This window comes from Aeromonas sp. DNP9 (genome assembly GCF_001728955.1).
Classification (GTDB): domain Bacteria; phylum Pseudomonadota; class Gammaproteobacteria; order Enterobacterales; family Aeromonadaceae; genus Aeromonas; species Aeromonas veronii.
The window spans coordinates 12,144-35,181 of the sequence record NZ_LYSQ01000020.1 but is presented as its reverse complement, the minus strand read 5'-3'; the positions used below and the strand labels follow the sequence as shown (position 1 = coordinate 35,181).

The window sequence follows — 23,038 nt, the reverse complement described above, 5'->3', positions numbered from 1 at the left end:
TTGGCATGGCTTCGCCATGCAGGACGCGAGGGCACGGCCCTCGAAGGGATTTCGCCCGCCCTTCGGGCTGGGGCGAGTGACTTTGGAAAGACCCAAAGTCACCAAAAGTCTTCTCCCCCGGCAAACCGCCCGCTTCGCGGGTTCCCTCGTCTCGTCCAACGGGTCGGACGGAGCGCCGCAGACGGCACATCCCTGTGCCGACTGCGGCTGCGCCATCATCCCTGATGGCGCTCCTGACCCGTTGAACTCGACTCGGCGGTTTGCAGGGGGAACCAATACCGTGCCCGCCCGTGGCTTTAGCGTGCATGTTGACCGCCTTTTCCGCTGAAAGGGGAGTGCTGTGCAAGGGGTTGGCTAAATATTCTCTAATTGGGGCCAAAGAGTGTTTTGAAAATAGAAATGAAAACCGCAGCTCAAGGCTGCGGTTTTTAGTGGTTGGATGACAGAAATTAATTTAATTTCTGTTTACGCCAGTTATCAACTGCAGTTTCGAGGCGTGAAGGGGAAACATCTTTTTGCCATTCTTGCCAAAATGCTATTGTACCACTATTCGGTTTGTTAATAGGTTCATCTATGCGAATTCGGCTAGGTAACAAGCTCGCATCACCGACAACTAAAGCCTCACCAGTATCTAATGTAGGCAAAATATCACTAAATCCACCGAGACTATCAGGAAGTAACTTTCTAATTACAGACTGATCATCTGAATTCGTTAGTCGCATTGCTACGAAATTACTACATTGACTAAGAATTGTTTTGTTTACTTCTGATGGTCGTTGGCTAATTACGACAAGGCTTAGTCCATACTTTCTTCCTTCTTTTGCAATTCGCTCAAATATTTTAATGGATATTTCATCCGCAGAGTCAGCAATGTTTCTATTCGGTATATATAGGTGAGCCTCATCGCACATTAACGCTATTGGATGTCTTTTTTCTGACGAGGTCCATTGCTGAATGGAAAATGCTAACCTTGCTACTAATGATACTATTAGCGGTAGGACGTCAGATGGGACTTCAGAGAAATCAATGATTTTAACTCCGCCATGCCCATTTTCTACAGTGCTCCCTAATAAGCATGTAGCCAATCGTTCAAGATAATTGAATTGCAGTGTGTCGGAATTTCCTTGGAAGAGGAACCCTAACCGTCTATCAGAGGTTTTGTTCTCTAACCTAGAGATCATTCGGCTTAACTTTCCATTAAACTCACCTGCTTTAGTGGTTCCTGCTCTTGCTCCTTCAACTTGCTCAACGTTAATTTCATTAAGGCTATCAAGTAATGATGAAAGATCAAATGGAACTGGGCTATCGATTGTAAAATTGTTTAATACATCGTTGTAATCGCCAGCTTTTAAATACCTTGCCTTTGCAGCATTTATTTCCCTTGATATTATCATTGCTTGGTTCGGCGCATTCTGGTCACTCCTGTCAACGAATAATGATACCAGTGCTTCGTAAGACAGGAGCCAATATGGTAGATATATAGCCCCATCAGATATAGTTTTCCCTGAATCTACATCACTTGGTCCTGCAATTTTATAATGCTTTATCCCATTGTGTTTTAGCGGCGAGTATTCACCATGCAAATCAAAAATTATTGCGTTTGCACTTTTTAATTCAGCAACTTGCTCGATTATTTTTGCAGTTGTCCAAGACTTTCCTGCTCCCGTACTACCACCTATGAAAGCATGGCGTTGGAAAAATTTATTTCCATTAAGTAAGGCTACAGCATGTTCATCTAGAGTATATTTTCCTAAAACTAAAGAATTCCCATCAACTTCGGCATGGGAAATAACTCGCATGAATGCAGTTAAGTGCTCACCCTCAAGAGCAAAGCAATTTGCATCAATTTCAGGAACGCTTTCCAGAGTCCTTCGGAATACATTTCTTTTAACGCCTTCAGCGTCTAGTAATGAACCAATTAGTGCAACCTTACAAAGGTTTTGTTCGTTAGGCTCATCTTCGCTTTCATCATGGTTTGTAATTAATTTTTTCCTAGTTACTTGGCTAATAAGGCCTATAAGGTGCTGCCCTGGCTTACTGCTTTGTAAGACGGCTAACCTATTAACCTGTAGTCTTTTTAATTTTTCGCAATCGTCAATGTCAATTATCACAGTTGACGTATCTACGGAAGATACCTTACCCAAGGCATCACTATCAGAGAAGTTAAAAATAGTCATTGAAACTCCTACATAATTAATTTAATGAAACCACCCAGAGACCAGAAATCACCATCAATTACTACTGGTTCTTTAAGCTCTGAACTGAACACTTTGCTGTTAATATTGTCATCACTTGATTCTATGGCTAAGTATCGTCCACAATTTCCTTCAAATAAGAATCTCTTTGCCTGATCAGATAATTTATATGTGACTACAATAATTGATGCATCGTTTTTAGAGCATCTATTTATTAATTTTTCCTGAATATGTATGTCATTAAATCCAAAGCCAATACATAAGTAGGAAGATGCTTGGTCTATGATGTCATCTGCCTCGTGGATTGTTGTTTTATATGGTTCTTTGTGTGTGCTTCTATACTTTTCTATACCGGGTGTAACAATTAATGGAGTCAAGCCATCCGGAATCTCTTTCACATTAGTTAGGGCACATATAACTTGACTATGATTAGTAAACCATCCGAGAGAACCATGAACTTTCCATATGTTCACTTGCCTTGTGCACTTTAGATAATCTTTTTTAACTAAGCTTCCACGATAGCCATGTGAGAAGCCAGTATAGTGGTGAAGATGTTCTTGTTCGCAGGCATACTCTGCAAGTCGATCATAATTAGGTGTGATTATATTTATCTGTGGTATTGTACTTCTCAGCATGTGCTTCAATAGCTTGCCTAGTGGAAATAGACTTGTATTATTAAGCGATTCTTCGAAGATAGCTAAATCTTGTGGCACGAGAAGTGACCATGTAGCTAAAACTACTTTTTTGGTTAATGCATCAGATAACGTAATCTGATGTAATGCACTTTCAAGATCAGTACCCTCGTTTAATAGTTTACAAAAAGCCTCCCATGCTAATAATTCAGCAGGCGATAAATCACTCTTTGGGACTGTCTTAATTAAATGCTGAGATAACTCCCACATGCCAGCCATACCATATGCAGCAGATGCACCACTGCCTAGAATAATTACAGGGGTCGTTTTATAATATTCCTGCGCCTGTTTTGAAATGACATCTAATATATTATCGCCCATTGTTAGACCTTGTTTATTGTTTTAAATTAATTTTCTAGATTATTATCGCTAGGTAAGTTACTGAATTATAATATGACCGAGCTGTCTCACAGATAAATACTCAACATCTGACCTTCAAAATAAAACCATTCCCCGATAGGGATATGTACAGCTTGCTGCTGTACTCACAATGATTTTTTCACTTATGCAACCATGTCGATGATACCTGTTACATAGGGGCGGCAATCTGATCTCGCCATGGGGTGGGGGAGGTGTTGGCTGTGAGCTAACAACCCGCCCGATCTTTGCCCCGAATAGGCTGGGGGCTGTTACCGTGGTGCAATGCGCTGCGCTTATTGCACCCTACGCCTGTTAACCGGCCTCGGCACTGCGGGTTGGGAGTTGCCCCCTGTTGTTCGCCGAGGTGAGGGCACAAGGTCAGGAGCGCCGTCATGGACGACGGCGCAGACGCAGGCGGTACAGGGATGTACCGTCTGCGTCGTTCCGCCAGACCTTTTGCCTGAACCGAGGGAACCCGACGTAGGAGGGCGAACAAGTGGGGGTGGCCTTTCTTTTGGTGACTTTTCTTTGGCCACGCAAAGAAAAGTCACTCGCCAAGCCGCGCAGCGGCGGCGAAACCCCGTCGAGGACGGAGTCCTCGTGTCCTGCATGGCGAAGCCATGCCCATCAGGCTAGTGACCCCTCACCCTAGCCCTCTCCCGCAAGGGGAGAGGGAACAGCGACCGTGGACGATTACGCTTCGCTAATCGACCCTACTGGCGAAGCCATGCCAATACCCTGTTGCAGGGCAAAGACGTTACCGACCCCCTCACCCTAACCCTCTCCCGCAAGGGGAGAGGGGATGGTTACCGCGGACGATTACGCTTCGCTAATCGACCCTACTCGACCCTACGCTAAAGTCGCTACCGCCCCTGACTCTCGCTACCAGATTGCGCCGTTGACCATTGATCTCGGAAAAGGGGTCAACAGACGCCCGTTGCCATATTACGGAGCCAGAGTGGTCTTATCTATGGTTTTGATGAGCTAACTATCAGAAAAGAGTGATTTTTTGCGCTGGCACAAACTTTTATTAATTAGCGATTAGTTGTTGGTTGTCGGGGCTTGGCAGTGGCAGGGCGGTGGGGTGACGCCGCGAGAGGCGTGCAAACGGTAAAAAAAGAGTGAAGCGCAAACGGAGCAAAGCGAAGGGGCCCGCGGTGGGCCCCTTGTTGTTGGCGCTCGACGCCGCTATTTGGCTGCGGGGGTAGGGAAGTATTTGCTGTGCAGCAGCGGGTATTCGCTGCTCGCCAGCACCTGGGTCAAGCCGGTCTGGAACTCCTTGACCAGCTCGTCGCTCACCGGATGGCTGAAGGCGAAGCAGAACTGCTCCGAGCTCAGAACCCATTGCTCCTTGAAGCGGGCGGGATCGAGTTTTTGTTCGACGATCAGCTGCTCCATGGTGGTCTTGTTGGTGGAGACCAGATCGACCCGGCCGGAGGTGAGCATCTTGAGCGCCTGTGCCAGCCGGTTGGCGGCCATCAGTTTGGTTTCGTCAAAGCCGTTGTTGAGCAGCAGTTGCTCCCCCACATCGGCTCGCACCGCCCCGATATTGAACGTCTTGGCATCGTCGAGCTTGGTGATGGTGATATTGCGATCGGCCAGCCCCACCAGCACGATCTCGGCATACCCGATGGGGCAGGCCCACTTGAACAGGGGGTCTCGCGCCTGGGTACGAGCTGTGGAGAAGAGCACAGCATTGGGCTTTTGGGTCAGCAGGTAGTAACCGCGCGCCCACGGCATGATGGTGATGGGCTGCGCCGGCGTGTTGGTCTTTTTCCACACCAGTTGCAGCAGCTCGACCGCGAGGCCGGTGGGGGCGCCGCTGGCATCGGCGTAGTTGTAGGGTTTGTACTCTTCGGTGATGTAGTGCAGTTTGCCGAGCTCAGGACTCGCCTGTGCGAGGGTGGCCAGCAGCGCCCCGGCCAATCCAATCCATGGTTTCATTTTTGCCATCCTGATCAAGGGAATATCTGCTCAAGTGTGACCAAGCTGGCCGATTTCGCCAAGGCGACGGAGCATGTTTGGCAAAAAAGCGCGGGTGCACAGTCCCATCCCGCGCCCTATGTCGGCGGCGATCAGGGCGTTAGCGCAGCGGCAGGTATTTGGCTTGCAGGGCCGAGAAATCCGCTGAGGCGACGACATGGGTCAGCGCCTGCTGAAAGAGGGCGACCTCGCTGTCGGGCACCTGACGGCTGAAGGCATAGCAGAGCGGTCTGGCATCCAGCACGAAGGCGACATGAAAGTCATCCGGCTTGAAGCCGAGCTGCTGCAGGGTTTGATAGCCCACCAGCTTGTTGGTCGCAAACAGATCGGCACGACCTGAGGTGAGCATTTTGGCCGCCTGGGTGAGGCGGTTGGCCAGCATCAGCTGGCGCTCATCGATACCGCGCTCGAGCAGCAGCTGTTTGGAGACGGTGGAGCGCACCACGCCGACCTTGTAGCGGCTGATCTCGGCCTCCGAGCCGAGGGTGATGTTGTCCGCCTTGCGCCCCAGCAGCACAAACTCCGAGTGATCGATGGGGCAGGCCCACTTGAAAAGCGCTTCCCGCTGCGGGGTTCGGGCGGTGGCAAACAGCACCACATTGGGTTTTTGTTGCAGCAGGTTGTAGCCCCGGGCCCAGGGCAGAATGCGGATTGGCTGTGGCGACACGCCCCGCGCTTTCCAGATAAGCTGCATCAGCTCTACCGACAATCCGGTTGGCATCCCTTGCTGGTCGCTGAAATTAAACGGGGGAGAGATTTCGCTCAGATACTCGAGTTTGCCCGGGTCGGCCTGCGCGAAGGTGGCCCACAAGAGCAGTAGCAGATGAGGTAGGTGCCATGTCCGCACGGGAAAGATCCTTCACAATCAACTATGTAGCCCAGTTTGACTGCTTGCGGCGGGAATAGCTAGCCACCTCTATTGCATCTTTCATCAATAAAATGGGCAGCGAACTGCTGCCCAGCGGGTGAGTGAGTGCTCAGCGCACCGGCAGGTATTTGGCCTGCAATTTGCGAAACTCTTCCGAGGCGAGGGCGCGGGTCAGGCCCTGCTGAAAGAGGGTGATCTCGCTGTCTGGCACCTGACGGCTGAAGGCGTAGCAGAGCTGCTCTGCGCTCAGCACCATGGCCACGTTGAAGTCGTCGCTGCTCAGCTTCAGTTCGCGGATGGCGTCATATCCCGCCAGCTTGCTGGTGGCGAGCAGGTCGGCGCGGCCGGAGAGCAGCATCTTCAACCCCTGCGACAGGCGGTTGGCCGGGATGATGTTGTTGTCATCCATGCCGTTGTTGAGCAGCAGCTGCTCGGCGGCATCCGAGCGCACCGCGCTGATCTTGTATTGGCTCATCTGTTCGAAGGCGGTCAGGGTGATGTTCTGCGCTTTGCGGCCCAGCAGTATGTACTCCGAGTAGCCGATGGGGCAGACCCACTTGAAGAGATCCTCCCGCGCCTGGGTGCGGGCGGTGGAGAAGAGCACCACGTTGGGCTTCTGGGTTAGCAAGTAATAACCTCGCGCCCAGGGCAGGATGCGCACCGGCTGGGGCGTCACGCCGCTGTGTTGCCAGATCATCTGCAGCAGATCGACCGCAAGGCCGGTGGGCTGGCCTTGCGGATCGCTGTAGTTGTAGGGGGGGTACTCTTCGGTGAGGTACTCGAGCTTGCCCAGATCAGCCCGGGCCGTCGAGGCCCAGCAGAGCAGCAACAGATGACAGATCAGCCATATCCTCATTGGGAACATCCTTAGCGATCAACCTTCCCTTGAGTGTGACCATGAACAGAGTAAATAGCCACTCACTGCCGTTACCAGCGGGCGCGGATCTGCCCGATGGGCTGGTAGGCCTCATCCCGCAGCCCCACCAGCAGGGTCTTGCCATCTGCTTGCAACCGGAACTCGCCGTAGCGGGCCATTTCGTACTGCTCCCCCGTGCCCTCTTCAAAGAAGTAGGCATCGGGGCCAATCTGCCACTGCCGCTCGCTCTGGTGCACCAGCAATAGCCGCTCATCACTGGCGAGCCGATCCGGTTTGCCATCGGCCACCAGACTGGCCACCTGATGGGCATCGAGGCGGATCACCAGGGTGTTGCTGCCCTTGTTTTGAGTAGTACGGGCGTCGCGGCTGGTCAGCTCGAGGGCAATTTCATAGTTGAGCCGCATGTAATCCCCCTGCATCAGGGAGCGGGGATCGACCGGAGCGAGCCGCAGCAGCACCACTTCGCCGCTGCTCATGGCGTACTCATAGCGCCAGACGGTGGCATTGATGCCCGCCAGGATGGCGAGGCCGCTCAGCAACAGGGCGAGCTGTCGGGTGACGGGTTTCATGAGTCGTTCCTTGCCGCAAAGGTGGTGAGCAACTGGCGGGCCACCAGCAGCAGGATGCCGGAGCCAAGCAGCAGCCAGGATTTGGTCATCAGGGTGAGCCCCAGATCGTAGTAATAGAGCGAGCCATAGCCGAGCAGCAGCAGGGCCGAGAGTGTCATCAGCCCCAGACTGCCGGCATAGAAGCCGAGGATCAGCACCAGTGCGCCTGCCCCCATGCCAGGGATAACGGCGCTGATCAGCACCAGCGGCAGGCCAAACAGCAGGGGGAGCTTGAGTTTCACCATCACCGCCAGCAGCAGGGCGGCGCAGATCAGCGGATTGAGCCAGAGCGGCAGGCGGGACAGCCCCAGCTCGTCCAGCACGCTGCTGCCGCCATCCCACAGCGGGTGGTGCAGACGGCCCAGCACCAGCAGCGAGAGGGCCAGCCCCAGCGTGATGGAGTGGTAGAGCTGGTGGCGCTCTGGATCCCTATCTGCCCGCAGCCAGCAGAAGGTGATGGCCGCCATCACCAGCGGCAGCGCCAGCAGTTGCAGCCCTAGGCAGGCAAGGCCAAGAGTGAGCAGCAGGGCCGCCGCCACGCTGTGAAACAGCCGCACCAGCCAGTGATCGAACAGCACGGCGATGGTGAGCGACAGCAGGCACAACCCAAACCAGAGCAGGGCGTGATGAAGATCCAGCTGATCGAGCAGGCCATAGAGCAGCCAGGCATCGGCCGCCAGGGTGAGGGCCAGCACGAACTGATCCCAGAGATCGCCGCTTTGGCTGCGATTGAGGGCGTAGGCCACCCCGAGTAGCACGGCGCCAAGCAGCAGGGCGCTGTTGGCCTCGCGGGTCAGCTGCTCGAAGGTGAGAAACAGGAAAAAGAGCAGGAACAGGGCGGCAATCCAGCCCACCAGCCCCAGCATAAAACGGCTCGACCAGTGGGGTTGGGTATCACGGGGCATCTCCCCTTCCACCAGATTGGCCTGTTGCAGCGCGTGCCAAAGGGTCAGATCACTCATGAGACCTCCGTTGTTGTTGCAGCCAGCGGGCGGCGGTGACAGAAAGGCCGATGGCAATCAGGCTCAGCAGCAAGAAGCCGTTGATGTCGGGCTCCATCCACTTGCCCAGTGCCGCGAGGATGACGGCAATCAGGCTGAGGCACCCCATGGCGAGTCCGGCGATAAATTTGTGGTGCCAAAGGGCATAGGCGGCGGCCAGCCAGCCCAGCCAGAGCGGCCACACCAGCGGGGAGGCGGCATCGAAGAGCGCCAGCAGGGTGAGCAGGGTGGCCCCCAGACCCGCAGCCAGGCCCGCCAGCCAGCTTGGCATCAGGCGCCAGCTGGCAGGTGCCAGCAGAAGCAGACCCCAGAGGGCGGCGTTGAGCAGGGTAAGGCACCAGCCCAATCCCTCTTCATCGAAGGTAAAGAAGAAGGTGAACAAACCGAGCCGCCAGTAGAGCACCAGCGCCAGCTGGCCGAGCAGCCAGCTGAAGGTCCAGAGCAGGGGGCTTTGGCCAAATGCCGCCAGCGGCACCAGCATCAGCGCCCAGGTGGCGAACAGCTGCCAGGGATCGGCGCCGGTCTGGTAGGTCTGACCCACCAGCGCCAGCAGGGCGCCGATATTGAGGGCGATGGCGAGCAGCAGCGCCTGACGGGGGGTATCCCCCAGCGGCTTGCGCCACAGCAGAAGCAGCATGGCGAGCAGCGGCGCCTCCAGCAGGGCGAGGCGGGAGACCCGGCCCAGCTCCTGCCAGTTGAAGGCGACGAAGAAGATGAGGCCAGCCCCGATGCAGAGGGCACCGAGCCAGAGCAGTAGCCGGTCAAACAGCCACTGCCAGCGCGCCGGATGGGGGGGAAGATCGGCGAGGGTCAGGGCGTCCGCCAGCTTCTCTGGCGCCAGCCGTCCTTGTTTGACCCATTCGAGAAGCGTCTCTCTTGATACGTTGTGCATGGGGGGACTCCACGAGGTTTGCCCCATTATGGCATGAGGCACCCGCAACCGTGCACTGCCCCTTGGCTCTACGGCTGGTGGTTGCGACAGCGGATTACGCAATAGACACAGCAGTAAACAAAAAGCCCTCCGAGGTGGAGGGCTTGGTCAGCGGAAAAGGCGATCAGGCAAAGATCAGGGTGCTCACCCCGAGGCCGACGAAGAGGATGGCGCAGGCGATGCGGATCCCCTTGAGCGGCAGCTTGTCTGCTCCCAGCTTGCCGATCAGCACCACAGGCACGTTGGCCAGCATCATGCCGAGGGTGGTCCCGGTAATGACCTGTACCAGCGAGTCATATTTGGCGGCCAGTAGCACGGTGGCAATCTGGGTCTTGTCGCCAATCTCGGCAATAAAGAAGAGCACGAAGGTGGCCATAAAGGGGCCGTATTTATCCAGCGAGCTCTCCTCGTCATCCATCTTGTCCGGCACCAAAATCCAGATAGCCATGGCGATAAAGGCGATGGCGACCAGCCAGGTCATTATCTTGGGATCGAGCCAGCGGCTGATGAACTCACCAATCCAGGCCGCGCCCGCATGGTTGAGCAGGGTAGCCGCCAGCATGCCGGCGATGATGGGCCAGGGCTTGCGAAAACGGCAGATGAGCAGCAACGCCAACAGCTGGGTTTTATCGCCGATTTCGGCAATGGCGACGCTGAGGGTTGAGGTTAACAAGGCTTCCATAAAAATGACCGGGGGACGGAATTGTTATAAACCAAAGACAAGCCTGCGCCATCCGTCCCCGGTATTGGCACTGGCCCGTCAAAGGTCTTGTCAAATCCATGGCTGGCATGGATCACCATGACCATGGTGATTTGGCACCAAGTATGTTGATCAGGGTCGCAAACCGGTATTCATGCAATGGATGGCACCGGCGTGCGAGACTACTCCCCCTCGATGGGAGCGGGCATTCTAGGGAAAAACCGCATGAGTGACAAGGGGATCAGCCACCCACCAGCTTGACGCTGAAACCGGCTTTCTCCAGCTCGGTTTTGATCAGGTCCCGTTTATCCCCCTGGATCTCGATCACTCCCTCCTTGATACCGCCTCCGGTGCCGCACTTTTTCTTGAGCAGGGTGGCCAGGGATTTTTGCTGATCGGCGGGTACGCCATGAATGGTGATCACCCCGGCACCCTTGCGCCCCTTGGTCTCGCGGCGAATGCGCACGGTGCCGTCGGTGGGGAAGGGGGAGGCGGATTGGGGAGCGCTCTGCTCCTTGATCATGCCGCCATCTGTGCTGTAAACGAGGCGGCTGTTGTTGTCGTGACTCATGGCAATACTTTATGGGTTAGCTAAGCGGAGTTTGATTTTACTCAAATAAAAGTTGAAGACACAGCTTATAATGCCCCAAGTAAAAGCGAATTATTATTGTTTAACTTCAGGAGTCAGTCATGGTACTCACGCAGTTGTCACCGGGACAGAGTGCTCGCATCAAGAATATGAATCAGCTCGCCCGGCCGCTGCGCCGCAAACTGATGGTGATGGGCCTGTTGCCCCAGACTGAAGTCATCTATCTGCGCTCCGCCCCCCTGGGGGACCCGCTCCAGATCCAGTGCCAGGGGATCTGTCTCTCCATGCAAAAGAGTCTGGCCCAGCAAATAGAAGTCGAGCCGGTATAACCCCCTGCTCGGCTACCGCTCCGGTCAAGAAACGTCACCGGGAGCGGTTCAGAGACAAGAAGTCGAACCTGCAAAGCGGCTTGCCACACGCACGCGGCGGGTTCAGAAGAAAATAGAGGTAGAGCTGGTATGAATTATTCCCTGGTAACGGTAGGTAACCCCAATAGCGGCAAGACCTCCCTGTTCAACGCCCTGACCGGCGCCCGCCAGCAAGTGGGCAACTGGAGTGGTGTCACCGTCGACAAGAAGATGGGTGAGTTCAGCGCGGGTGAGCATCACTTCAAGCTGATGGATCTGCCCGGCATCTATAGCCTGGCCAGTCAGGATGGCAGTCTGGACGAGCAGATCGCCAGCCGCTTTGCCCAGGGTCAACAACCCGACCTGCTGCTCAACGTCATCGACGCCGCCAATCTGGAGCGCTCCCTCTACCTCACGCTGCAACTGCGCGAACTGGGCCTGCCCATGGTGGTGGTGCTCAACAAGCTGGATATCCTGCAAAAGCGCCGCATCGTCATCGACGAGAGCAAGCTCGGCAAATCCCTCGGTTGCCCGGTGGTGGCCCTCTCTGCCCACAACAGCAAGCAGGTTGCCGCCTTCAAACAGCAGATCCGGCAGTTTATCGGTCAGCCGCAAGCCGCCTTGCAGCTCGATTACGGCCACGCGCTTGAAACCGATCTGGCGGAGCTTGAGACCCTGCTCGCCCCGCATCACCTCACTACCCGTGGTCGCGCCCTGCGCCTGCTGGAAGAGGATGCGGTGATGCAGGAGACCCTGCTGCCCGGTCAGCAGGCGGCCGCCGCCAATGTAGTGGCTCGCGCCCATCAGGGACAGGATATCGACCTGCAACTGGCGGATATTCGCTACGGCCATATCCACCAGTGGGTACAACAGGCTCGTCAGCAGAAGGGCAAGCTCACCGAGGCCCAGAGCGAGTGGCTGGATCGGGTGCTGCTCAATCGCTGGATTGGCATCCCCTTCTTCCTGTTTGTCATGTACCTGATGTTCCTGTTTGCCATCAACGTCGGCAGCGCCTTTATCGACTTCTTCGACATCATGGGCGGCGCCCTGTTTGTCGATGGGGTGCACCACCTGCTGGGGCTGGTCAATGCCCCCGAGTGGCTGGGCGCCATTCTGGCAGACGGCTTTGGTGTTGGTTTGCAGACCGTGGCCACCTTTATTCCGGTGATTGGCTGCCTCTATCTGTTCCTCGCGGTGCTGGAGAGCTCCGGCTATTTGGCCCGTGCCGCCTTCGTGGTGGATGCCCTGATGCGCCGACTCGGCCTGCCGGGCAAGGCGTTCGTACCTATGCTGATGGGCTTTGGCTGTACCGTCCCCTCGGTGATGGCGACTCGTACCCTCAACTCCGAGCGGGAGCGGCTGATGACCTCCGCCATGGCCCCCTTCATGTCGTGCGGTGCCCGTCTGCCGGTTTACGCCCTGTTTGCGGTGGCTTTCTTCCCCGAGTCTGGCCAGAACCTGGTGTTCGGTCTCTACCTCATCGGCATTCTGGTGGCGGTGCTCACCGGCCTGTTGCTGCGTAGCACCCTGCTGCCGGGCAAGAGCGACTCCATGCTGATGGAGATGCCGGATTACGAGTGGCCGCGTCCGGTCAACGTTGCCATCAAGACCTGGCAGAAGCTCAAATCCTTCGTCTTTGGCGCAGGTAAAACCATCGTACTGGTGGTCGCCGTGCTGAGCGTGCTTAACTCCCTGGGTACCGATGGCAGCTTTGGCCATCAGGAGCAGGAGAGCTCGGTGCTGAGCAAGATCAGCCAGGCGGTGACCCCGGTGCTGCACCCCATCGGTGTACGCGATGACAACTGGCAGGCCACAGTCGGTATCGTCACCGGTATCTTCGCTAAAGAGGCGGTGGTCGGGACCCTCAACAGCCTCTACGCCGGTGGTGGCGATGCAGAGGAGGAGAGCGAGTTCTCGCTGGTGGCCAGCTTCCACGAGGCGATCGATGCCGTGGCGGCTAATCTGGCGGAGATCAACCCGAGTGACCCCATGGGGCTTGATGTTGGCAACCTCGACGACCAGAAAGCTGCCGCCGAGGCGCAGGAGGTCGATGTCTCCACCTACGGCAACATGCAGACCCACTTCGACGGGGCGGCCGGTGCCTTTGCCTACCTCTTGTTCGTGCTGCTCTACATGCCTTGCGCCGCCGCCATGGGCGCGCTGGTGCGGGAAACCGGTCGTCAGTGGGCGCTGATGACGGCGGTATGGTGCAACTATATGGCCTTTATGTGCGCGACCCTCTTCTATCAGGTCGCGACCTTTGCCGCTCACCCGGAGCAGAGCCTGTTCTGGATCGTCAGCTACGGCCTTTCTCTGGTGTTGCTCTGGTGGGCCGGTCGCCGTCACGGTGACATAGTCGCCCGCAAGGTGGTGACCTTATGATCCTGCGCGAGCTGGGGGATTACCTCGCCGCGCAGCAGAAGGTGAGCCGGCGTGATCTGGCTCGCCACTTCCACACCTCGGAAGATGCGGTGGAGGCCATGCTCGGCGTCTGGATGCGCAAGGGGCGGGTCATCAAGCGTGAAAGCCGTGTCTGTGGTGGCAGTTGCTGCGGCAAGAGCGAGGAGGTGATGTTCGAGTGGTGTGACGCGGGCCAGATTGGCATCAAGATCCGCTAAACGACTACCAGACCTCATCACCAAACATCGAACAATAAAAAACGGCAGATCCTGCGCAAGGGTCTGCCGTTTTTATTGCTGAAAACAGGCGGGATCAGGCGCTCTGGCGAGCCTCGCTCAGCAGTGCCAGTGCCGGTTGGGCGTTGTCCGGCATCAGCCGGTAGGCTTTGTGGTGTTTGACCAGGGTGGTCTTCTTATTGCCCTGGCTCAGCAGCAGACCGTGCTTGAAGGCCGCCTCGGCCAGCACCTTCTCGTCACCGCGCACATAGAGGGTAAGGGGTTTGACAAGCTCACCGTCCTCGATATGGCTTTCATATTCGCTATGGCTTACTACCAGACTCGCTTGACCGCCCGATTGCAGGCGCAGCTTGGCGTTCACTTCGCTCTCGGTCAGCACCAGCCAGCCTGCCGCTGAGAGCTCCTCCAGCAGCGCCGCCAGTTTGGCCCCCAGTTGTTGCGGGTTGGTCATGGCGCACTGGTACTGGAAGGCGATGCGCTCCAGCAATCCCTTGAGATCGGCGCCCGCACCCAGCGTGCGGCCAAGCTGCACCCAAGCTTTCAAATCTTCCATCACCAGACGGGAGAAGCGCTTCTCCTTGAGGGAGTCGGCCATCCAGGTGCAGAGAAAGTGGCTCTCTTGCGCCGGAGTGCGCTTGCCCGCCTTTTGCTCGGCGGTGCGGGCCAGTTCGGCCAGGCTCTGGGTGGCCATCTCGAACAGGGCCTGATTGTAGGTTGGAGAGGTCATAAGCAATCCTTGAGTTGACCACCAGGGGCCAACACCGATGACAGAGATGGCAAAGGCGCCAGTGGCGCCTTTGCGGTTCAATAGAGCAACTGCCCGCCTTATTTCGGCTGACGGGGCTTCTTGGCGGCGGCCAGACGCTTGAGGCGCTGACCCTGCAGCTTGGCTTCGGCCATCACCTGGGCCACGGCGTTATCTTCACGCTGCGGGCGCTTGCCAAAGCGACGACGCTCTTGCAGCTGTTTGATCAGCTCGTCACGGCTGCTCACCTCATAGCCCGGAACCATGATGCGACGGATCTTCTGGCCGATCAGGGCCTCGATCTCCAGCAGGGTGCGCTCCTCTTCACGGCTGACGAAGGAGATGGCCATGCCGCGCTTGCCGGCACGACCGGTACGACCGATGCGGTGTACGTAATCTTCCGCCAGGAACGGCAGATCGTAGTTGACCACGTATTCCAGATCCGGGATATCCAGACCACGGGCGGCCACTTCGGTGGCGACCAGTACCCGTACCTTGCCTTCCATGAATTCGCGCAGGGCGCGGCGACGGTTGCCCTGGGCCTTCTCGCCATGGACAACGGCGGACTTGATGCCGTCGAGGTTCAGCTCCTCGACCAGCACATCACAGCTCTCGCGGGTACTGGCGAACACCAGCACCTGCTGCCAGTTCTGCTTGCCAATCAGCTCTGAGAGCAGCTCGCGCTTGCGCTTCTGCTCGACCGGATAGACGGTGTGGCTGACGGTGTCGGCGGTGGAGTTCTGCTTGTTGACGCTGACGATCTGCGGGCGATCCAGCATCAGGTTGGCCAGCTTCTTCACCGCGTCGGAGAAGGTGGCGGAGAAGAGCAGGTTTTGACGGGTCTTGTTGACCGCTTGCAGGATCTTCTGTACATCGGCACTGAAGCCCATGTCGAGGATGCGATCCGCTTCATCCATCACCAGACACTCGACGCCGGAGAGGCTGAGGTTGCAGGCGGTGAGGTGCTCCAGCAGACGGCCCGGGGTGGCCACAATGATGTGAGCGCCCGCTTTGAGCTTCTTGGCCTGCACGTCCTGCTTGCCACCGCCGACGATGGTGATGGTGGTGATATCGAGATACTTGGCGAAGTCATTGATGTTGCTCGCCACCTGAGCCGCCAGCTCGCGGGTCGGGGTCAGGATCAGCACACGGGCGTTGGAAGGCTGTACCGGAGCCGGATTGTCTACCAGACGCTGCAAGATGGGCAGGGAGAAGGCGGCGGTCTTGCCGGTACCGGTCTGGGCGCTGGCCAGCACATCGCGGCCACGGCGAATGGCCGGGATCGCCTGTTGCTGCACAGGGGTCATCTCCTGATAACCGCAATCTGAGACAGCACGCAAAATCTCGGGGGCAAAATCGAACGATTCAAATCTCATAATGGGTTCCTGTGTTCCAGCTGGGCTGTGTTTGGCTTGGTTAGCTCGGCATGAGCGAGACGGAGGTTGTAACCACCGACGGCTGCGCCTGACATCAAGTCAGAGAGTGAGCCGGAAAATGGCGGGCGCGAAGTGTAACAGATAGACGTCACAAATTCTGCCTCAAATGGTTGTCCTTTTCTCATCCTTTGTGGTGTGAATGGCGGTTGAAAGCAATCATTTGACTCCCAAATGCCAAGCTTGGAGGTGTGGGCTAACGGTTTTGGGCAAGGACGAAAGGGATATCGATGGAACTGGAACAGTTAAAACGCCAGCTGGAGCAGCTTGGCGAGCGCAATGACAGCATGCAGCAGGCACGCCACCGCAAGCTGCTCAATATCACCCGCGACACGGGGGAGTTGCTGTCAGTGCTGGTGCAGACCCGTGGGGCGCAGGCTGTGCTGGAGATCGGCACGTCAAATGGTTACTCCACACTCTGGCTGGCAGAAGCGGTGCGTCGGCTGGAGGGGCACGTGACTACCATTGAGCTGGATGAGGGTAAGCGCGTGCTGGCCCATGACAACTTTCAGAGGGCAGGGCTGGCCCCCTGGGTAACCTTGCTGGCAGGGGATGCAGGCGAGCTGTTACCGACCTTGCCGCAAGGCGGCTATCAGCTCATCTTCCTCGATTCGGATCGTCAGCACTACCGGGCATGGTGGCCGCAGATCCGCCGTCTGCTGGCACCCCGTGGCCTGCTGGTGGTCGACAACGCCATCTCCCATCGCAGCGAGATGGTGGAGTGGATGAACGAGGTCGGGCAGGATCCGGCCTTTGCCACCTCGCTGGTGCCGGTCGGCAAGGGGGAGTGGCTGGTGGTGCGTTTGTAGGGGGGGGTAGCTACAAAAAATCAGCCCCGCATGGGCGGGGCTGATAGTAAAAGCGCATCAGGGCCTTGGTCGGTCGGATTAGACAGCCAGATAGTCCATGATCCCTTCGGCCGCTTTGCGTCCTTCGTAGATAGCGGTCACCACCAGGTCGGAGCCGCGTACCGCGTCGCCACCGGCGAACACCTTGGGGTTGCTGGTCTGGAAGGCATATTCCGCCTGCTCGCGGGCCTTGATGCGATCCCGGTTGTCGAGCTCGATGCCGAACTCCGCCATCCAGGGCTGGGGGTTAGGCTGGAAGCCAAACGCCATCACCACCGCATCGGCGGCCAGCACCTGCTCGGAGCCTTCGATAACCACCGGATTGCGGCGGCCATTGGCATCGGGTTCACCCAGCTCGGTGCTCACTACTTTGATGCCGACGGTGCGACCGCTGGCATCCAGCTCGACCGCTACCGGTTGCAGGTTGAACATGAACTCGACCCCCTCCTCGCGGGCATTTTTCACCTCCCGCTTGGAGCCCGGCATGTTCTCCTCGTCGCGGCGATAGGCACAGATCACCTTGGCGGCTCCCTGACGGATAGCGGTACGCACGCAGTCCATGGCTGTATCACCACCGCCCAGCACTACCACCTGCTTGCCGGCGAAGTCGATATAGTCGGCTTGTGCCTTCTCGAAGCCCAGCAAGCGGTTGGCGTTGGCGATGAGGTAGGGTAGGGCATCATAGACTCCCGGCGCCTCTTCGTTGGCAAAGCCACCCTTCATGTACTTGTAGGTGCCGACCCCGAGGAAGACCGCATCGAACTCGCCGAGCAGGTCGGCGAAGGTGATGTCCTTGCCCACTTCGGTCTCGAGACGAAACTCTACGCCCATCCCCTGGAATATCTCGCGGCGACGCTGCATCACCTCTTTTTCCAGCTTGAAGGAGGGGATACCGAAGGTGAGCAGGCCACCGATCTCCGGATACTTGTCAAACACCACCGGGGTGACACCGTTGCGCGCCAGCACGTCGGCACAGGCGAGACCAGCCGGGCCTGCGCCAATAACGGCGACCCGCTTGCCGGTCTTGACCACGTTCGAGAGGTCGGGCTTCCAGCCCATCTCGAACGCCTTGTCGGTGATGTACTTTTCGATATTGCCGATAGTCACCGCACCGAAGCGATCGTTGAGGGTACAGGAGCCCTCGCAGAGGCGATCCTGCGGGCAGACCCGACCGCACACTTCCGGCAGGCTGTTGGTCTGGTGGGAGAGCTCCACCGCCTCCAGAATGCGCCCCTCTTTGGCCAGTTTCAGCCAGTTGGGGATGTAGTTGTGGACCGGACACTTCCACTCGCAATAGGGGTTGCCGCACTCGAGGCAGCGATCCGCCTGCATCTGTACCTGCGGCTGATTGAAGGACTCGTAGATCTCCACAAACTGGATTTTGCGGATCTTGAGCGGCTTCTTGGGCGGGTCGACCCGCTGGACATCGATAAACTGAAATACGTTCTGGCTCATAGGGTTCCCTCCTTATTGCGCCTGGATTCTGAGTTCTGCACTGGAACGGCTGGTGTGACCCAACAGCGATTTCACGTCGCTTGACTTGGGTTTGATCAGCCTGAACTTGGGCACATAGGAGTCGAAGTTGGCCAGGATCTCCTCGGCGCGCGAGCTGCCGGTCTCATTGAGGTGCGCCGTGATGATGCCACGCAGGTGCTCCTGATGGATGGCGAGATCCGCCACGTCCAGCAGTTCCACCAGCTCGGGGTTGGTGCGCTTGGCGAAGTTGCCGCACTCGTCGAGCACGTAGGCAAAGCCGCCGGTCATGCCCGCTGCGAAGTTGACGCCGGTCTGACCCAGTACGGTGACGATGCCGCCGGTCATGTATTCACAACCGTTGTCGCCAATTCCCTCGACCACCGCCAGGGCGCCGGAGTTGCGCACCGCGAAACGCTCGCCGGCAGTGCCTGCGGCGTAGAGTTTGCCGCCGGTGGCGCCGTAGAGGCAGGTGTTGCCGATGATGGCCGCTTCATGGGATTTGAACGCCACGCCGACATGGGGCTTGATCACCAGCTTGCCGCCGGTCATCCCCTTGCCCACATAGTCGTTGGCGTCACCGGTGAGGATCATCTCGAGGCCACCTGCGTTCCAGACGCCGAAGCTCTGGCCTGCGGTGCCGTTGAAGTGCACCTTGACCGGATCCGCCGCCATTCCCTGATTGCCGTGACGTTTGACGATCTCGCCCGAGAGACGCGCCCCCACCGAGCGGTCGGTGTTGCGAATGTCGTAGCGGAACTCGCCGCCGCTTGAGGTTTCCACCGCTTCCAGCAGATCTTCCACCATTTTCAGGTTGAGCGGCCCCTTGTCGAAGGTGGGGTTGTGCTGCTGGCTGAACAGGCTGGAGCCTGCCGGAGCAACCGGACGGGCCAGAATGCCGGAGAGATCCAGCTTGGCCTGACGGGCGGTGAGGCCGGGCAGGGCCTCCAGCAAATCGGTGCGGCCAATCAGGTCGGTCAACTGGGTGACGCCGAGCTGAGCCATCAGCTCGCGGGTCTCTTCGGCGATGAACTTGAAGTAGTTCATCACCATCTCCGGCAGGCCGGTGAAGTGCTCGCGACGCAGCTTCTCATCCTGAGTGGCAACGCCGGTGGCGCAGTTGTTCAAGTGGCAAATACGCAGGTATTTGCAACCGAGCGCCACCATGGGGCCGGTGCCAAAGCCGAAGCTCTCGGCGCCGAGGATGGCTGCCTTGATGATGTCGAGGCCGGTCTTGAGACCGCCATCCACCTGCAGCCGCACCTTGTGGCGCAGACCGTTGGCGACCAGCGCCTGCTGGGTTTCAGCCAGACCCAACTCCCACGGGGAGCCGGCATATTTGACCGAGGTGAGGGGGCTCGCGCCAGTGCCGCCGTCATAACCGGAGATGGTGATGAAGTCGGCATAGGCCTTGGCCACGCCGCAGGCGATGGTGCCGACGCCAGGCTCGGAGACCAGTTTCACCGACACCAGGCAGCTCGGGTTGATCTGCTTGATGTCGAAGATGAGCTGGGCCAGATCCTCGATGGAGTAGATGTCGTGGTGCGGCGGCGGCGAGATCAGGGTCACGCCGGGCACGGAATAACGCAGCTGGGCGATCTGGGCGGTGACCTTGTCACCGGGCAGCTGGCCACCTTCGCCGGGCTTGGCACCCTGCGCCACCTTGATCTGCACCACATCGGCGTTCATCAGGTAGTGGGGGGTGACGCCAAAGCGGCCGGAAGCCACCTGCTTGATGCGGGAGTTCTTCTCGGTACCGAAACGCTTGGGATCTTCGCCACCTTCGCCGGAGTTGCTCTGACCGCCGAGGCGGTTCATGGCAACAGCCAGTGCCTCGTGGGCCTCAGGACCGAGGGCACCGATGGACATGGCGGCGGAGTCGAAGCGGGGGAACAGCTTGTCGGCCGGCTCAACCTGATCCAGTGCGACCGGATTGTCGACCTTCTTTAGCGCCAGCAGATCGCGCAAGGTGGCAACCGGGCGCTCGTTCACCAGACGGGCGTACTCCTTGTAATCGGCATAGTTGCCGGATCGCACCGCCGCTTGCAGGGTCTGCACCACATCCGGGTTGTAGGTGTGGTACTCGCCGCCGTGGACGAACTTGAGCAGGCCGCCGTGGGGGAGGGGCTTGCGCACCAGCCAGGCCTGACGGGCCAGATTGTGCTGATCCTGCTGGATGTCGGCAAAGTCGGCGCCTTGAATACGGCTCGATACGCCGCGGAAGCAGGTATCGACCACCGACTTGGCCAGGCCCACCGCTTCGAACAGCTGTGAGCAGCGGTAGCTGGCGACCGTGCTGATGCCCATCTTGGACATCACCTTGTAGAGCCCCTTGTTGATGCCGTTGCGGTAGTTGACCATGGCCTGGCGCAGGGACATGGTGAGCACGCCCTCTTCAACCTGTTTGGCCAGGGTTTCGTAGGCCAGATAGGGGTAGATGGCGGTCGCGCCAAAGCCCAGCAGCACCGAGAAGTGGTGCGGGTCACGGCAGCTTGCGGTTTCCACCAGAATGTTGGCGTCGCAGCGCAGGTTGTTGTCCACCAGGGTGCGCTGTACCGCGCCCACCGCCATGGCGGCCGGGATCGGCAGGGTGTCGGCGCTGATATCGCGATCCGACAGCACCAGCAGCACGGTGCCACTCTTTGCGGCGGTTTTTGCCTCCTCGCAGATACGCAAGATGGCCGCTTCCAGCCCCTCTTCGGGCTTGAAGTTGAGGCTGATCACCTGATGACGGTAGTACTCACCTTCCAGTGCCAGCAGCTGGTGGAAGTCGGAGTAGAGCAGGATCGGCGACTGGAACAGCACCCGGTGGGCGTGGCCGAAGGTCTCGTTGAAGACGTTCTGCTCGCGACCGATACAGGTGGCCAGCGACATCACGTGGTTCTCCCGCAGCGGGTCGATGGGCGGGTTGGTCACCTGGGCAAACATCTGGCGGAAGTAGTCATAGAGGGTGCGCGGGCCGGAGGAGAGCACCGCCATCGGGGTGTCATCCCCCATGGAGCCCACCGCCTCCTGACCATTCTCACCGAGCACCCGGATGATCTGATCCAGCTCCTCAAAGGAGTAGCCAAACAGCTTCTGATAGGTTTTCAGCTGGTCGTCGGAGAACTCGCGGCTACCGGTCTGGCTGTCGTCCATCTGCTCGAAGGGGACTAGCCGGCGGCAATGTTTATCCATCCACTGCTTGTAGGTGTGGCGGTTCTTGAGGTCGTCATCGATCTCGAAGCTGGTCCACACCTTGCCGTTGCTGGTATCCACCACGAACAGCTCGCCCGGGCCGACCCGGCCCTTCTCCAGCACTTCGTCCGGGGTGTAGTCCCAGGTACCGACTTCTGAGGCGAGGGTGATGAACTTGTCCTTGGTGATGACGTAGCGGGCCGGACGCAGACCGTTGCGATCAAGGGCGCAGGTGGCGTAGCGACCATCGGTCATGACGATACCGGCCGGGCCATCCCACGGCTCCATGTGCATGGAGTTGAAGTCGTAGAAGGCGCGCAGGTCGTCATCCATGTTCGGGTGCTTTTGCCATGCTGGCGGGATCAACAGGCGCATGGCGCGGAACAGGTCCATGCCACCGGCGAGGAAGAGATCCAGCATGTTGTCGAGGCTGGAGGAGTCAGAGCCGGTGGTGTTGACGAAGGGAGCCGCTTCCTGCAAATCGGGGATCAGCGGCGTCGCAAACTTGTAGCTGCGTGCCTTGGCCCACTGGCGGTTGCCGGCGATGGTGTTGATCTCGCCGTTGTGGGCCAGATAGCGGAACGGCTGCGCCAGCGGCCAGCGCGGGCTGGTGTTGGTGGAGAAACGCTGGTGGAAGACGCAGATGGCCGCCTGCATACGGATGTCGGCGAGATCCAGATAGAAGCGCGGCAAGTCCACCGGCATGCACAGCCCTTTATAGACGGTGACCAGGTTGGAGAGGCTGACCACATAGAAGTAGTCGTCGTTGACGCGCTTTTCGATGCGGCGACGCACGATATAGAGGCGGCGCTCGAGATCCTTGTCGACCCAGCCGGGCGGGGCGTTGACAAAGACCTGTTCAATGCTGGGCAGGGAGGCTTTGGCGATGGTACCCAGTACGTTGGTATCGACAGGCACCTTGCGCCAGCCGACCAGACTCAGGGTCTCTTTTTCCAGCTCTTCGTCGATGATGTCGCGGGTCTGCTGGGCCAATACGGGGTCAGGGTTGAGAAACAGCATGCCGACCGCATAGTTGCGGCCAAGGTGCCATCCCTTCTCCTCGGCGACAGCTCTGAAGAAGCTGTCCGGTTTTTGCAGCAGCAGACCGCAACCATCGCCGGTCTTGCCATCGGCGGAGATCCCGCCGCGGTGCTGCATGCGAGCCAATGCTGACATCGCGAGACGGACAAGCTTGTGGCTGGCTTCCCCTTCCATGTGGGCCAACAGGCCGAAGCCACAGTTATCCCTCTCCAGCTTTGGATCATATAGTGACATTGCATTTCTCCCTTGCTCGGCCTTGTATCGCACAGTCATCACCTGACTGCATAAATTGCGATTGGCTCTTGTGGTTCCGTCTGCCTGACGTGGCGAATCTCCAAACTAATGGGATTTTCTGGCGAGGTCAATCGCAGGTCAGGTTTGTCTTCATGGTTACATTCGCATAACAAAATGTCGGGTTAGGGGGATTCGCTCGCAGTTATGGAGTGTTTATTCTGTGTAGTTTGATTTTGTTGGTTAAATATATCGCCATTGGCGGGCTCAATGGTGCGCTCGGCGACGATGGGCGAATGTAGT

18 protein-coding genes are annotated in these 23,038 nt (G+C 58.0%); 4 read left to right on the top strand and 14 right to left on the bottom strand.

Translation table 11 applies throughout. The features are described 5' to 3' along the window. Positions 1-449: 449 nt before the first annotated feature. The 10 genes from A9G06_RS21590 to A9G06_RS14480 form a co-directional block, all read right to left on the bottom strand. Positions 450-2,177, bottom strand: coding sequence for an ATP-binding protein (locus A9G06_RS21590; protein WP_083243798.1), 1,728 nt, complete (start codon positions 2,175-2,177; stop codon positions 450-452). Between the two features lie 8 nt (positions 2,178-2,185). After that, positions 2,186-3,208 carry an SIR2 family protein gene (locus tag A9G06_RS21585; RefSeq protein WP_083243797.1) on the bottom strand — a complete coding sequence of 341 codons (1,023 nt, stop codon included), beginning with the start codon at positions 3,206-3,208 and terminating at the stop codon, positions 2,186-2,188. A gap of 1,227 nt (positions 3,209-4,435) precedes the next feature. Continuing rightward, positions 4,436-5,191: an ABC transporter substrate-binding protein gene (locus A9G06_RS14515; protein ID WP_069555682.1), complete on the bottom strand. Its 756-nt coding sequence runs from the start codon at positions 5,189-5,191 to the stop codon at positions 4,436-4,438. A 139-nt stretch (positions 5,192-5,330) separates the two neighbouring features. Continuing rightward, positions 5,331-6,077, bottom strand: a complete 747-nt coding sequence (locus A9G06_RS14510; RefSeq protein WP_069555681.1) for an ABC transporter substrate-binding protein — start codon at positions 6,075-6,077, stop codon at positions 5,331-5,333. Between the two features lie 130 nt (positions 6,078-6,207). Continuing rightward, positions 6,208-6,954 (bottom strand): ABC transporter substrate-binding protein, encoded by a 747-nt coding sequence (locus tag A9G06_RS14505; RefSeq protein ID WP_042083708.1) that lies wholly within the window; start codon positions 6,952-6,954, stop codon positions 6,208-6,210. Between the two features lie 71 nt (positions 6,955-7,025). Next, positions 7,026-7,544 carry a GDYXXLXY domain-containing protein gene (locus A9G06_RS14500; protein WP_069555680.1) on the bottom strand — a complete coding sequence of 173 codons (519 nt, stop codon included), beginning with the start codon at positions 7,542-7,544 and terminating at the stop codon, positions 7,026-7,028. Further along, positions 7,541-8,545, bottom strand: coding sequence for a DUF4401 domain-containing protein (locus tag A9G06_RS14495; protein WP_069555679.1), 1,005 nt, complete (start codon positions 8,543-8,545; stop codon positions 7,541-7,543). Before A9G06_RS14495 ends, A9G06_RS14500 begins: the two co-directional genes overlap by 4 nt. Beyond that, a complete protein-coding gene (locus A9G06_RS14490; RefSeq protein WP_069555678.1) occupies positions 8,538-9,476 on the bottom strand; it encodes a DUF2157 domain-containing protein in 939 nt (312 codons plus the stop codon). Before A9G06_RS14490 ends, A9G06_RS14495 begins: the two co-directional genes overlap by 8 nt. Before the next feature lie 163 nt (positions 9,477-9,639). Then, positions 9,640-10,197 carry a TMEM165/GDT1 family protein gene (locus A9G06_RS14485; RefSeq protein WP_005337386.1) on the bottom strand — a complete coding sequence of 186 codons (558 nt, stop codon included), beginning with the start codon at positions 10,195-10,197 and terminating at the stop codon, positions 9,640-9,642. A gap of 259 nt (positions 10,198-10,456) precedes the next feature. Then, entirely contained in the window at positions 10,457-10,786 is a 330-nt protein-coding gene (locus tag A9G06_RS14480; protein WP_005337385.1) for a translation initiation factor, read from the bottom strand. A 119-nt stretch (positions 10,787-10,905) separates the two neighbouring features. Between A9G06_RS14480 and A9G06_RS14475 the strand changes: the two genes are divergently transcribed. From A9G06_RS14475 to A9G06_RS14465, 3 genes are all read left to right on the top strand, one after another. Next, positions 10,906-11,133, top strand: coding sequence for a FeoA family protein (locus A9G06_RS14475; RefSeq protein ID WP_005337384.1), 228 nt, complete (start codon positions 10,906-10,908; stop codon positions 11,131-11,133). Between the two features lie 129 nt (positions 11,134-11,262). After that, positions 11,263-13,533, top strand: a complete 2,271-nt coding sequence (feoB, locus tag A9G06_RS14470; RefSeq protein WP_040067737.1) for a Fe(2+) transporter permease subunit FeoB — start codon at positions 11,263-11,265, stop codon at positions 13,531-13,533. Continuing rightward, positions 13,530-13,769 (top strand): FeoC-like transcriptional regulator, encoded by a 240-nt coding sequence (locus tag A9G06_RS14465; protein ID WP_005350974.1) that lies wholly within the window; start codon positions 13,530-13,532, stop codon positions 13,767-13,769. The genes feoB and A9G06_RS14465 overlap by 4 nt, the downstream gene beginning before the upstream one ends. Positions 13,770-13,863: 94 nt before the next feature. Here the strand turns inward: A9G06_RS14465 and A9G06_RS14460 are convergent, their stop codons facing one another. Together A9G06_RS14460 and A9G06_RS14455 are read right to left on the bottom strand one after the other, a co-directional pair. Continuing rightward, positions 13,864-14,514: a DUF2913 family protein gene (locus A9G06_RS14460; protein ID WP_058059330.1), complete on the bottom strand. Its 651-nt coding sequence runs from the start codon at positions 14,512-14,514 to the stop codon at positions 13,864-13,866. A gap of 98 nt (positions 14,515-14,612) precedes the next feature. After that, entirely contained in the window at positions 14,613-15,908 is a 1,296-nt protein-coding gene (locus tag A9G06_RS14455) for a DEAD/DEAH box helicase (protein ID WP_069555677.1), read from the bottom strand. A gap of 287 nt (positions 15,909-16,195) precedes the next feature. Between A9G06_RS14455 and A9G06_RS14450 the strand changes: the two genes are divergently transcribed. Next, entirely contained in the window at positions 16,196-16,774 is a 579-nt protein-coding gene (locus A9G06_RS14450) for an O-methyltransferase (RefSeq protein ID WP_069555676.1), read from the top strand. Between the two features lie 78 nt (positions 16,775-16,852). On the opposite strand, the gene A9G06_RS14445 is transcribed toward A9G06_RS14450, so the two are convergent. Beyond that, complete coding sequence (locus tag A9G06_RS14445) at positions 16,853-18,268, bottom strand: FAD-dependent oxidoreductase (protein ID WP_005346752.1); 1,416 nt, start codon at positions 18,266-18,268, stop codon at positions 16,853-16,855. Positions 18,269-18,280: 12 nt separating this feature from the next. Further along, entirely contained in the window at positions 18,281-22,738 is a 4,458-nt protein-coding gene (gene gltB, locus A9G06_RS14440) for a glutamate synthase large subunit (RefSeq protein WP_069555675.1), read from the bottom strand. Positions 22,739-23,038 lie beyond the last annotated feature (300 nt).